The sequence below is a fragment of the Halomonas eurihalina genome, assembly GCF_008274785.1.
GTDB classification, from domain to species: domain Bacteria; phylum Pseudomonadota; class Gammaproteobacteria; order Pseudomonadales; family Halomonadaceae; genus Halomonas; species Halomonas eurihalina.
On sequence record NZ_VTPU01000027.1, the window covers coordinates 23,038 to 35,079 of the forward strand.

General features: G+C 63.5%; 13 protein-coding genes. 7 read left to right on the forward strand and 6 right to left on the reverse strand.

Annotation, left to right across the window (positions count from 1 at the left end; translation table 11 throughout):
- Positions 1-31: 31 nt before the first annotated feature.
- Positions 32-976 carry a LysR family transcriptional regulator gene (locus FZZ93_RS17570; RefSeq protein WP_149323596.1) on the forward strand — a complete coding sequence of 315 codons (945 nt, stop codon included), beginning with the start codon at positions 32-34 and terminating at the stop codon, positions 974-976.
- On the opposite strand, the gene FZZ93_RS17575 is transcribed toward FZZ93_RS17570, so the two are convergent.
- The gene (locus FZZ93_RS17575) at positions 966-1,994 is read right to left on the reverse strand and encodes an aldo/keto reductase (RefSeq protein WP_149323597.1); all 1,029 of its coding nucleotides are present in this window, start codon (positions 1,992-1,994) and stop codon (positions 966-968) included. The two genes, FZZ93_RS17570 and FZZ93_RS17575, sit on opposite strands and share 11 nt — an antisense overlap.
- A 115-nt stretch (positions 1,995-2,109) precedes the next feature.
- A complete protein-coding gene (locus FZZ93_RS17580) occupies positions 2,110-3,381 on the reverse strand; it encodes an MFS transporter (RefSeq protein ID WP_246146285.1) in 1,272 nt (423 codons plus the stop codon).
- Positions 3,382-3,423: 42 nt separating this feature from the next.
- On the opposite strand from FZZ93_RS17580, the gene soxR reads away from it, so the two are divergent.
- A complete protein-coding gene (soxR, locus tag FZZ93_RS17585) occupies positions 3,424-3,906 on the forward strand; it encodes a redox-sensitive transcriptional activator SoxR (RefSeq protein WP_149323598.1) in 483 nt (160 codons plus the stop codon).
- Positions 3,907-3,921: 15 nt separating this feature from the next.
- On the opposite strand, the gene FZZ93_RS17590 is transcribed toward soxR, so the two are convergent.
- Both FZZ93_RS17590 and FZZ93_RS17595 read right to left on the reverse strand, forming a co-directional pair.
- Entirely contained in the window at positions 3,922-4,503 is a 582-nt protein-coding gene (locus FZZ93_RS17590; RefSeq protein ID WP_149323599.1) for an NADPH-dependent FMN reductase, read from the reverse strand.
- Positions 4,504-4,674: 171 nt separating this feature from the next.
- Positions 4,675-6,138, reverse strand: a complete 1,464-nt coding sequence (locus tag FZZ93_RS17595) for an alanine/glycine:cation symporter family protein (protein WP_149323600.1) — start codon at positions 6,136-6,138, stop codon at positions 4,675-4,677.
- A 256-nt stretch (positions 6,139-6,394) separates the two neighbouring features.
- On the opposite strand from FZZ93_RS17595, the gene FZZ93_RS17600 reads away from it, so the two are divergent.
- The 3 genes from FZZ93_RS17600 (at position 6,395) to FZZ93_RS17610 (ending at position 7,641) form a co-directional block, all read left to right on the forward strand.
- Entirely contained in the window at positions 6,395-6,853 is a 459-nt protein-coding gene (locus tag FZZ93_RS17600) for a nucleoside deaminase (protein ID WP_149323601.1), read from the forward strand.
- 57 nt (positions 6,854-6,910) lie between these two features.
- Positions 6,911-7,228 (forward strand): antibiotic biosynthesis monooxygenase family protein, encoded by a 318-nt coding sequence (locus FZZ93_RS17605; protein ID WP_149323602.1) that lies wholly within the window; start codon positions 6,911-6,913, stop codon positions 7,226-7,228.
- A 74-nt stretch (positions 7,229-7,302) separates the two neighbouring features.
- Entirely contained in the window at positions 7,303-7,641 is a 339-nt protein-coding gene (locus tag FZZ93_RS17610) for a zinc ribbon domain-containing protein YjdM (protein ID WP_149323603.1), read from the forward strand.
- Positions 7,642-7,863: 222 nt separating this feature from the next.
- On the opposite strand, the gene FZZ93_RS17615 is transcribed toward FZZ93_RS17610, so the two are convergent.
- Both FZZ93_RS17615 and FZZ93_RS17620 read right to left on the reverse strand, forming a co-directional pair.
- Positions 7,864-8,778 carry a complex I NDUFA9 subunit family protein gene (locus FZZ93_RS17615; RefSeq protein WP_246146286.1) on the reverse strand — a complete coding sequence of 305 codons (915 nt, stop codon included), beginning with the start codon at positions 8,776-8,778 and terminating at the stop codon, positions 7,864-7,866.
- Positions 8,779-8,799: 21 nt separating this feature from the next.
- The gene (locus FZZ93_RS17620; protein ID WP_149323605.1) at positions 8,800-9,801 is read right to left on the reverse strand and encodes an NADP-dependent oxidoreductase; all 1,002 of its coding nucleotides are present in this window, start codon (positions 9,799-9,801) and stop codon (positions 8,800-8,802) included.
- A 188-nt stretch (positions 9,802-9,989) separates the two neighbouring features.
- Between FZZ93_RS17620 and FZZ93_RS17625 the strand changes: the two genes are divergently transcribed.
- Together FZZ93_RS17625 and FZZ93_RS17630 are read left to right on the forward strand one after the other, a co-directional pair.
- Positions 9,990-10,787 carry a FadR/GntR family transcriptional regulator gene (locus FZZ93_RS17625; RefSeq protein WP_149323606.1) on the forward strand — a complete coding sequence of 266 codons (798 nt, stop codon included), beginning with the start codon at positions 9,990-9,992 and terminating at the stop codon, positions 10,785-10,787.
- A complete protein-coding gene (locus tag FZZ93_RS17630) occupies positions 10,784-11,803 on the forward strand; it encodes a TRAP transporter substrate-binding protein (RefSeq protein WP_149323607.1) in 1,020 nt (339 codons plus the stop codon). The genes FZZ93_RS17625 and FZZ93_RS17630 overlap by 4 nt, the downstream gene beginning before the upstream one ends.
- Positions 11,804-12,042: the final 239 nt, after the last annotated feature.

Below are 12,042 nucleotides of genomic sequence, written 5' to 3' on the forward strand. Positions count from 1 at the left end.
AATCCCTGACCATGCCGGGCGGAGCTAGAGGATGACGATGCGATACCTGTCCAGACGCTTGCCCTCCACGCGACAGTTACAGTGCTTCCTGGCGGTGGCCGAGGAGCTCAACTTCCGTCGTGCCGCCGAGCGTCTGCATATGTCGCAGCCTCCCTTGTCGCGACAGATCAGTGGGCTGGAAGCCTTGCTGCGCGTCAAGCTGTTCGAGCGCGATACTCAGGGGGTTAGCCTGACCTCGGCCGGCGAGCGCTTCGAGCATGATGCCCGTCGAGTCCTCGAATCGCTCAATGTCGCATTGGACAATCTGCGTGAGGCGGTGTCCGCCGACGCGAGCGATGTTCGGCTTGGTCTGACGAGCGTGATCGACTTCAGCCTGGTAGCCGGCATTCGCGATGTCCTGACGGATTCGGGCCTCCCCTCAGGTACGCGAATCGAGGAGGCCTATTCGAAGCATCTGGTCGAACGCTTGCTGAGCGGTGGGCTGGATCTTGCCCTGGTCGGTGAGATCGCCGATCCGGGCGAATCGCTCCAGGCTCGGCGCATTGCCCTCGATCCGCTGATGGTGGCGTTGCACGCGGACCATCCGGCGACCGAACGCGAGAGGGTATCGTTCGACGACCTGGGCGATACCCGGCTTTTCTGGTTTCCCCGTCACGACAACCCGGTCTTCCATGATCGTTGCGAGCGCGTCTTCGCGGATCACGGCTATGCGCCGCCTCGCCGCCCCGAGCCGAGCGAGCACATGACGCTGCTGGCCCGGGTGGCCGCCGGCGAAGGCGTGGCGTTTCTGCCGACGTCACTGCGGGCGGCCAGCCGTCTCGGGGTCATGTATCGCCCCTTCACTCCCGAGCTCGAGGCGAGCCTGACCATCGAACTCAAGCTGCTCTGGCGGACCGACGAAACGCGCGAAGACGTTCTGGACGCCGTCGATGCGCTGCTCGAAGCGGCCGAGTCAAACAGCGATCTCAGGTGTTGACGCCTTTCATGCCCTCCTCCGTATAACGCTCGCCACGGGCTGCGTCCGGGGGCAGGGCGCTGTCGAGGTCGTCCAGGTCTTGCTCGTCCAGCCGCAGGGCCAGAGCACCGAGATTTTCGTGCAGGTAGGCCGAGCGCCGAGTGCCCGGTATCGGCACGATATGCTCATCCTGGGCCAGCAGCCATGCCAGGGCGACCTGGCCCGGTGTGGCATCGTGGCGCTCGGCCACGTGGTGCACTGTCTCGAGCAGTGTCAGGTTGTGCGAGAGGTTGTCGGCCTGGAAGCGTGGGTTGCGGCGCCGGAAGTCATCCTTGGAAAGATCGTCCTGGCTGGTGATGCGACCGGTCAGGAAGCCGCGCCCCAAGGGCGAATAGGGCACGAGTCCCACGCCGAGCCGGCGCGCCATGGGCAGGATCTCGGCCTCGACATCACGCGTCCACAACGAGTACTCCGTCTGCAAGGCGGTGATCGGGTGGATGGCATGGGCCTTGTCCAGGGTCGACGCCGAGACTTCGCACAGCCCCACATGAGCGATCTTGCCTTCCTTGACGAGCTCGCTCAGGCACTCCATGGCGGCGGTGATGTTGCCTTGAGGGTCCACGCGATGCAGGTAGTAGAGATCGAGGCGTTCGATGCCCAGGCGCTTGAGCGAAGCTTCGCAGCAGGCCCGGATGTACTCGGGGCGGTTGTTGATCTGGCGTGCATAGTCGGCATCGCCGCGGTCGATGCCGCACTTGGTGGCGATCTTGATGTCGCTGGCGCCGAGTGACCGGCGTCGTTCGGCCAGGAACTCGCCGATCAGCGTTTCGTTATGGCCGCGACCGTACATGTCCGCCGTGTCGATCAGGTCGATGCCGGCATTGGCCACCTCGGCGAGCAGTCTCAGGGAGTCCTGGTCGTTCGATGGTCCGTAGAACTCGCTGATCCCCATGGCACCATAGCCCAGCGCTGAAACGCTCAGTCCTTGTCCCAGGGTGCGGTGGTGGAGAGTGGTGGATACGGTGTGGTCGTGTGTCATGGTGTTGCCCTTGTCGTGGGGGGAGTGCCGGCGGCAGCCGGATGCCACACAGGATGGAAGGGCTTCGGCGTGCGTGGAATGTCATTCATGGCAATACCGTTTGGGTATCAGGCCGTCAGTCGCGAATCACCGTGGAGAAGCGCCGCGGGTCGAAACGCAGGGCGATGAGTGCCATCAGCAGGGTGGTACCCGCCAGGCCGGCCCAGGCCCATTCAAAGCCGCCGAGCTGGTCACGTATCACGCCGGCGATCAATGGCGTCAAGGCGCCCAGGCTATAACCGGCTCCCTGTGCAATGGCGGTGATGTCGCCAGCACGCTGGGCATCGGGATGGTGGTCCATGCTGACGATCAGGCTCAGGGGGAAGAGGCCGCCGAGTCCGATGCCCAGCAAGGTGGTGATGAACCACGGGGAGGATTCGGGCGTGTGCCACAACAATAGGAAGCCGGCCAGAGAGCAGGTCAAGGGGATGAACAGAACCGGCCGCCGGTCCGCTCGACGCTGGGCCAAGGCCGGCAAGACCAGCCCGGCGACGACTTCGATAGAGGTGAGATAGCCCAGCAGCAGGCCGGCGGCGGATTCCGTCCAGCCGAGTTCCATGTAATAGGGGGGAAGCCATGCCAGTACGCAGGCGTAGCCCGAGGCGCATAGGCTGAAGAAGATAGCCAGCGTCCAGACGCGTGGCTGGCGATACAGGGAGGCGTGACGATCGCGTTGCTCCTTGCCTTTTCCGGTATCGGGCAGCACTGGACCGCGTCGCTGCCAGGCCAGGAATGCCACGAGGGCCACCAGTCCCCACAGTGCCAGACTGGCACGCCAACCGCCTGTCAGGTCCGCCAGGGTCGCCGCCAAGGTTGCGGCGAGCGCTGCACCACCCATGATGGCGGCGATATACCACCCCATGACCAGTGGCGTACGTTGCCTGGCCTGCTGCTTGATCAACGCCGGTAACAGAGCCTGGATGCCGGCGATACCGATACCGGCGACCAATGCCGTGATCAACAGGGTGGCCACGCCGTGTCCGGCCAGGCGAAGACCGTCGGCCAATGCGATCATCAGCAAGGAACCGCCAATCAAGCGGTCCGCGCCGAAGCGTCTGGCCAGTGCAACGGCAATGAAGCAGCCAGCCCCCATGGCGAGCACGGGCAAGGTAGTCAGCAGAGCGAGCTGCGCGTAGCTGATGGCGATATCAGCCTGGATGCGTTCGACCAGAGGACCGATCGCGGCCATCGAGGGGCGCAGGTTCAGCCCCACCAGCATGGCTAGGAGAATGGCAGGCATCAGAGGCAAGGCGCGTTGTGTCGAACGATCGGGCAGGGTGGTTTCCATGATGGTCACTCGAAAGGCAGGGGGATGGCCGGGCTTGTGCCGGGGGCTGACGTTCGGCACGATATTTCCTCAACCAAGCTTTAGGTCAAGGCGGGAGGTACGATGAGCCATCGCAAGCTGAACCCACAGAAACAGTCGCTGACGGTAGGGGATGTCGCCCGGCGCAGCGGTGTGGCGGTGTCCACCGTGCATTACTACGAGGCGAAGGGGCTGATCGAGAGCACGCGCAATGCCGGCAATCAGCGGCGTTTCTCCCGGGATGTGCTGCGTCGCGTGGCCGTGATCAAGATCGCCCAGCGAACCGGCATGCCGCTGGCGGAGATCAAGGCCTCGCTGGACGATCTACCCACGTCCCGCACTCCGGACGCCGAGGACTGGCGTCACCTCTCGGAGCAATGGCGTGGCGCGCTGGATGAGCGGATCCGTTGCCTGATCGCGTTGCGCGATCAGCTCGATGGATGCATCGGCTGTGGTTGCTTGTCGTTGAAGAGTTGCCCGTTGCGCAATCCCGAGGATGTACTGGGCGATGCCGAGGAGGGGGAAGCCTCGCCCTCGGTCGCCGGCACTGGCGTGCCCGGCCGATGACGAGGCAATGCGGTGTCAGTCGGCGTGTTGCCGATCCAGGGTGGTGACCAGGCGCTGGCAGAGGGCGTCCAGCATATCGCCCTGGGCGGTGTTGGTGAGGTTGCCTTCGGCATCGAAGGCGTCGCTCGCGCTGCCGACAGCAAGCTGGTCGGGTAGTACCGTCACGCCGATATTGGTGAGCAACTGGCGCAGGTGGTTCAGGGCGCGCAGGCCACCCAAGCCGCCGGGAGAGGCGGAGATGAGCCCGGCATGGCGCCCCTTGAACAGGGCGAGCCCGCTTTCGCCCTGGTGGGGGCGAGTGAGCCAGTCGATGGTGTTGACCAGCAGCGGCGTGACGAAGCCGTTGTATTCCGGCGAGGCGATCAGCAGCCCTTGATGCTCGGCCAGCAGTTTCCGCAATGCCAGGGCATTGTCGGGCAGGCCTTGCGCGTCTTCCAGGTCGCCGTCATAGAGCGGCATGGGGTAGTCGCGCAGATCGACGAAGGTGGGCTTTCCTCCGAGCGCTTCGATGCGTGCCGCGGCAAGTCGCGCGAGGCGCTTGTTGAAGGAGGCCTCGCGGGCGCTGCCGGCGAATACCAGAATACGTGGAACGGCCATGACTACACTCCTCTTTCAGAATCACAGGGTCAGGGGGTGATCTTCCAGAGTAGTCGAGGCGGTGGCAAGCGTGGTCCGTTGACGTTGGGCTTTCTGCTGTAGCGCGTCAACGTTCTCCCGTACGGAAGCACATGGACGCCACGGCCCTCGCGTGGCGTCCATCGAGCGGGATCAGGCCTTGTCGGCGCCCCGGGGCCAGGCCTTGGGGTCGACTTGGTGATTCAGTCGCGAAAAGCGCCGCGGATCGAAGTTGGGCTCCAGGCCATCCTTGAGCTGGCGCTCATAGTCCCGGAACAGGGCGATGGCCACCGGCGAGAGCAGCAGGATCGCCACCAGGTTGATCAGCGCCATCATACCCATCGACAGGTCGGCGAAGCTCCAGATTGGGCCGAGGTTTGCCACCGCGCCGATCATCACCATCGCCAGCACTGCCAGGCGATAGATCAGGATGGCGCCAGGCGCGTATTTGGCGCCGGCCAGGTATTCCACATTGGTCTCGCCATAGGAATAGTTGGCGATCACCGAGGTGAAGGCGAACAGCAGGATCGCCACGGCGACGAACATGCTGGCCCAGTCGCCGACCTGGTGCGATAGCGCGATCTGGGTCAGTTGGATGCCGTTGGCTTCGTCACCGGTGAGCAGTTCCGGACCGGCCATGATGATAATGGCGGCGGTAGCGGTGCAGATTACCAGGGTGTCGAAGAAGACACCGAGCATCTGGATGAAGCCCTGGGCGGCGGGATGGTTCGGTTGCGTGGACGCGGTAGCGGCGGCGTTGGGGGCCGAGCCCATGCCCGCCTCGTTGGAGAACAGGCCGCGCTTGATACCATTCATGATGGCCTGGGAGATGGCGTATCCGGCGGCGCCGCCGGCGGCCTGGTCGAGGCCGAAGGCACTCTTGAGAATGGTCATGATGGCCGCCGGCAGCTCGGTGATGTTGAGTAGCACGACTACGACGGCCAGCAGCAGGTAGATGACGGCCATCACCGGCACCACCAGCTCGGCGACCCGGGCGATGGACTTCAGGCCGCCGAAGATGATCGGTGCCACTGCCACGACCAGAACCAAGCCGACCACCCAGGGTGGCAAGGAGAAGGCTTCCTCCATGGCCAGGGCGATGGAGTTGGACTGCACGCTGTTGAAGGCCAGGCCGAAGGCGATGATCAGGCAGATGGAAAACAACACTGCCAGCCAGCGCAGCCCCAGCCCCTGCGAAATATAGCGGGCGGGGCCGCCGCGGAAGGTGCCATCGCCGTGGTCCGTCTTGTAGGCCTGGGCCAGGGTAGACTCGACGAAGCTGGTGGCCATGCCCACCAGGGCCGTCATCCACATCCAGAAGATAGCGCCGGGCCCGCCGAAGTAGATGGCGACCGCCACACCGGCCAAGTTACCGGTACCAACCCGGGCGGCAAGACTGGTGGAAAGTGCCTGGAACGAGGAAATGCCGCCATCGGCACTGCGCGAATGGCGCAGCAGCTTGAACATGTGCCCGAAGTAGCGGAACTGGATGCCACGCGTCATGACGGTGAAGTACAGGCCTGCCCCGATCAGCAGGTAGATCAGCAAGGAGCCCCAGATGAGGCCATTGCCGGCGGCCATCAGGTCCTTGAACAGTTCGGAAATAGAGAATTCCATGGTGTCGATATGCTCGTGATCTCAATGAATGCGGGGGCCATTCTTCATGGATGTCATAAAATGGCAAGGATTGCTGTCGATATGGCCTTTGATGGGGAATCATTTCGTGAGACATGGTTGTGTTGGCCGAGACATGGTTGTGTTGGCCATTGGCACTGTCATGGCGTGCTGAGTCAGGGAGCGAGGCGATGAACTGGTGCTTAAAGCAGCCCCGACGTAGGCTGGTGAGGGTCAGTTAACGAGGAGAGTGTCGATCATGGACCATTTCATGCAGGCCGCCCTGGACGAAGCGCGCGCCGGGCTCGGTGAAGGCGGTATCCCCATCGGCTCAGTGCTGGTCCATCGAGGCGTGATCCTCGGCGGTGGCCGCAATCGACGCGTTCAGCTCGGCAGTACCGTCCTGCATGGCGAGATGGACGCGCTGGAAAACGCCGGGCGCCAGTCGGCGGATATCTACCGTGAATCAACGCTCTACACGACGCTTTCTCCCTGTGCCATGTGCACGGGGGCCATCCTGCTGTACGGCATTCCCCGGGTGGTGATCGGCGAGAACCGAACCTTCCTCGGTGAGGAGGCATTGCTGCGTTCGCACGGTGTCGACGTGGAGGTGCTCCAGGAGCCGGAATGCATCGCCTTGATGGAGGATTTCATCGCCGCCTCGCCGGACCTCTGGTTCGAGGATATCGGCGAATCTCCGGGCCCCCGCGCGTCTTGAAGCGCCCGAGGATGTCGATACGGAGGGGCATCGAAGCTCCCTGAACGGAGTCGCACCATGCTGGCTGAAACCCCTGATCCACCGTATTACGCGGTCATCTTCTCCTCACAACGTAGCGATGTCGCGAACGGCTATGACGAGACGGCCGAGCGCATGATGCACCTGGCCTCTCAGCAGCCGGGATTTCTGGGCGTCGAGTCGGCGCGCGAAGAAGTCGGTATCACGGTGTCCTACTGGGCGGATCTCGAATCGATCAAGCGCTGGAAGGCCCAGGCCGAGCATCGCGAGGCACAGCGCATGGGGCGCGAGGCCTGGTACGCGAACTATCGTGTGCGTATCGCCCGGGTCGAGCGGGAATATGGCCTCGGTGACTGAGGCGTCGCCAAGGTGCAGGTTCGCGTCGGATCGTGTAGGCTCGCCGGCTCTTTTGGATCTCCAGGAAAACTGCCATGAGCGTGATGCCTGCCTGCCCCGAATGCGCTTCTACCTACACTTACGATGATGGCCTGCAGTTCGTCTGCCCCGAGTGCGGCCATGAATGGTCGCAGCAGGCCAGTGACACGGCCGAGGACGAATCGGTGATTCGCGATGCCCACGGCACCCCGTTGGCCGATGGCGACAGCGTCACCGTGATCAAGGATCTCAAGGTCAAGGGCGCTTCATCGGTGGTGAAGGTGGGCACCAAGGTGAAGAACATTCGCCTGGTCGAGGGGGATCACGACATCGACTGCAAGATCGACGGCATTGGTGCCATGAAGTTGAAGTCGCAGTTCGTCAAGAAGGCTTAGGACTCCCTTCAGAAACCAGCAGGTGGAGGTGGGCTTTTCCGGCGACAAGCTCCGAAGTGTCGAACCATCTCTAGGGCGCTGTGAACCCTCCCCTGGGCGCGACATCCGCCTTCTATGGCGGATGACCCTCGCGCCGTCTTCACTCCTGCACCCACTACCATTGAACATTTGGAAATGCGCTCTTGGACGCTGTTTGAAAGGTCGGTGGGTTTTCGACCTGGCTCAGGCGCGAGTGGACGCGAGTGGCAAACAGGCCGGCAGGCTTTCCCGCAATGTGCGGGGCTGCATGCCGAGGTCGGCGAAGGTGCCGACGCCTTCGCTGACCAGGTTGTCGCTCTGCATGAGGATGACCTGGTCGCGGGTCAAGGGTGGTTCGGGCAGCCAGCCGAGTCCGTGGGCCAGGGCGTGCCAGGCGGCGAAAGGCAGAGGCACGAGAGGGCGCTCCCGCCCCAGGTGCTGCATCACCAGGGTGAGCACCTCGCGATAGCTGAGAATATCGGCACCGCCCAGTTCGAAGAGGTAACGTCCTGGCCGGTCGGCGCTGGTGAGTCTGACGATGGCGCGGGCCACATCCACGACATGCACCGGTTGCAGGCGATTGTGGCCTTGCCCGAACAGCGGAATCGCGGGAAGGCGGGTGAGCCTCGCCAGGTTGGATAGAAAGGCGTCATTGCGCCCGAACAGAACACTGGGACGCAGGATGACAGCCTTGGGCAGGGCATCCATGACCGCTATCTCGCCATGTGCCCGGGCGCGGACATAGGCCGAGGCCGAGTCGCGGGAGGCGCCGATGCCCGAGAGTTGCACCAAGCGCTCAATGCCGGCTTCCCGCGCCTGGCGGGCCAGCGCGGCCGCCGCGGTGACGTGGATGTCCTCGAAGCCGACGTTGCGCGAGGCCACGTACAGACTCGTCGCGTTGACCACCGCGCCGGCGCCTTCCAACGCCTCGGCGACGCGTCGCGGATCGCGGATGTCGGCCTCGAGGATTTCCAGAGGATCGCCATCTTCCGCCCACGACGGCCAGCGGGGGCGGCGTGCTACCAGGCGGGTCGGCCGGCCGCTCTCCACCAGCTCGCGCACCAGGACGGCACCGAGAAACCCGGTGCCGCCGAAGACCACGGTGGGAGGTGTCGTCATGGGCATTGGCGACATGATGCCTTAGAGGCGTACCAGCATCTTGCCCTGATTGGCTCCCTGGAAAAGATCGAGGAAGGCGTCGGGCGTATTTTCGAGCCCTTCGACGATGGTCTCCTCGTAGTCGATCCGGCCGGCACTGACCAATGGGCCGACCTCCTCGAGGAAGTGCGGGTAGCGCTCCCAGTGCTCGAAGACGATAAAGCCCTGCATGCGCGCGCGGCGAATCACCATCATGGCCAAGTTGGAGGGGCCGGGTACCGGCGTCTCGTCGTTGTAGTGGGCGATCATGCCGCACACGGCGATGCGGGCGCCTACCCGCAGGGTATTCAGCGCCGCTTCCAGACAGACGCCGCCGACGTTCTCGTAGTAGACGTCGAAGCCCTCGGGGCAGGCGGCCTGCAGGTCTGCCGTCAGAGTGGCGGCGTCCTTGTCGCGATAATCCACCGCCACCACACCACGAGCTTCCAGCCAGTCGCGCTTGGCCTGCGTGCCGGCAATGCCGACCACGGTGCCGCCCTTGGCCTTGGCGAGCTGTACGGCCAGCGAGCCGACGGCACCGCCTGCGGCGCTGACCAGTACATTGTCGCCGTCGTTCATGCTGGCGATGACGTTGAGGCCGGTCCAGGCCGTCATGCCGGGCATGCCCAGCACGCCGAGAAAGGCTTGGGGTGGCACATCGATGTCCGGCAAGGGCTGAAGGGCGTCGCCGGGCAACTGGGCGATGTCACGCCAGCCCCCCATGTGCACCACTCGGTCGCCTTCCTGGAAACGCTCGTCCCTCGAGGCAATCACCTCGCCCACGGCGGCCCCTTCCAGTGGCGCATCGAGAGCGAAGGGATCGATATAGGTCGCCACGCCGCTCATGCGCCCACGCATGTAAGGATCCACCGATAGCCAGGTGTTGCGCACGCGTACCTGGCCGTTGTCGAGTTCCGGCAAGTCGGCTTCGTTCAATGTGAACAACCCGCGTTCCGGGGTGCCGCTCTGGGGATATTCACCGATGCTGAAGTAGCGATATTTCACTGGTTGCTCCCGGTGATTGGCTGAATCTTGAACCCTACACCCGGCTCCGAACGATGGGAAGCCAGGGAATTGGCTGTATGGGGACTAAAGTCTAAAAGCATTGTGTCCGATTTTATCCGAAGCTATGTCCGACATAGAAAATTCATAGTCAGACACTACGCCCGCTCCTCAATCCGTACAGGCATGCCATGTCTTCTGCCGCTTCCGATACTCGACGTGCATCGAGCCCCGATATTGCCGACTTCCTCGCCGAAGCCATCTTCGCTGGGGAGTATGAGCCGGGCGACTTCGTGCCCAAGGAGCTGGATCTCTGCGAGCGCTTCGGTGTCAGCCGCAGTACGGTGCGCAGCGCCTTGCAGACCCTGGTGGCGGCGGGCCTGTTGACGCGTATTTCCGGGCAGGGTTCGCGGGTGCGCGCCTTGCAGGAATGGCACTTGCTGGATCCGCGTGTCAGCAGCTGGATGGCGCGCTTCGCCCAGCCGAATCCGCGCATCCAGCGCGAAATCTTCGCCTTTCGGGTGGCGGTGGAGCCCTATGTGGCACGCCTGGCAGCAGAGCACGCCACGGCGGCGGACCTGCTGGCCATCGAATCCGCCCATGAAGGAATGATCCGCGCCCTGGAGCATGATGACCTGCATTGGCAGGACATCTCCCATAATGACTATGACGTGGCCTTTCACGAGGCGATCTTCGCGGCCTCGCACAACCTGGTCTGGGCGCAGATCAGCCACGTCCTCAAACCGGCCATCGCGCTGTTGGTGGAGAAATCCAACCATAGTGCCGATGAACTCAACGACAGCATGGAACGCCATCGCCGGGTGATGGAGGCGATTCGCCTGCGTCAGCCCCAGCGGGCCGCCAAGGCGGCCCTGGCGGTGCTGGAACGCACCGGTCGGGATCTGGGGCTCGAGGAATTGATACCCAGCATTCCCGCTATCGAAGTCCCGTCAACCGTTGCAACAACAAGCGATAAGGAAGCCTCATGATGTCTCGCATGCCTCTCAAGACCCTGACTGTCGCCGTGCTCGGCGCCCTGGCCTTCAACGCCCAGGCCGCCGAGTACGAGTGGACGTTCCAGACCTCGGAAACTGCCGGGGAGCCCCAGTTCGAGATGAAGAAGGCTTGGGCCGAGAATGTCGAAAAGATGTCCGATGGTCGCATCGCCATCGAGATTCTGCCGGTCGGCTCGGTGGTTCAGGCCAACCAGACGCTGCAGGCCGTGAAATCCGGCATCCTGCAAGGTCATCTGACCGATCCCAGCTATTTCACCGGCCAGAACCCGGCTTTTGGCATGATCGGCAACCTGGTGGGGGCCTGGAGCGATCCCTACGACTTCCTCGACTACATGAACAATGCCGGTGGCGAGGAACTGTACAACAAGCTGGTGGAGCCCTATGGCCTGCATCTGATTGGTGCTGCCGCCACTGGTCTGGAGTCGCTGCCTTCGACCAAGCCGATCCGCTCCGTCGAGGACATGAAGGGCCTCAAGCTGCGCGCTCCCGAAGGCATGGTCTACAACATCTTCGAGGCAGCCGGCGCCACACCGGTCAACCTGCCGGGCTCTGAGGTCTATACCGGCCTGGAGAAGGGCGTGATCGACGCCGCCGACTACACGGTGTTTGCGACCAACCACGCTCAGGGGCTGCACGAGTTCGCTCCTTATCCGCTCTATCCGGGCTTCCACTCGCTGCCGATGGTATCGGTGTCGCTGAACAAGGAACTCTGGGACGGCCTGCCGGAGGATCTCCAATCGATCCTCGAGACCTCCGTGAACAGCCTGGCCTACGAGATGGTGGCCCAACTCAAGACCCGCGATCTGGAAGCCGTGCGTGAAGCGCGTGACAACCCGGATATCGAGATCATCGATCTGCCGGCCGAGGAGCGCGTCAAGTTCCGCAATATCGCCAAGGACGAGTGGGCGAACTGGGCCGAGAAGAACGAGATCACCCAGGAGTTCTATGACTCCGTGGTTGGGTATCTGGAAAACCATAACCTGATGTGAAACGCATCGGGCCGACGCAGAGCGGTCCGATGACATGACCGGACGCGGCGGGTCCTGCGGGGCGCGCCGTTTCGTTGAGGAGTTCCCATGACTCGAGATTCCCGTCGGCCGGAGGAGTCGGTGGCGCCTGCCGAAACCGCGCCCCCCGACCCGGTACGCAATGCCTTCGACCGCGGCGTGGTGGCCTGCGGTCGTATTGCCGCCTGGCTGGTGTTCGTCGCCATGGCGATCAGCGTCTA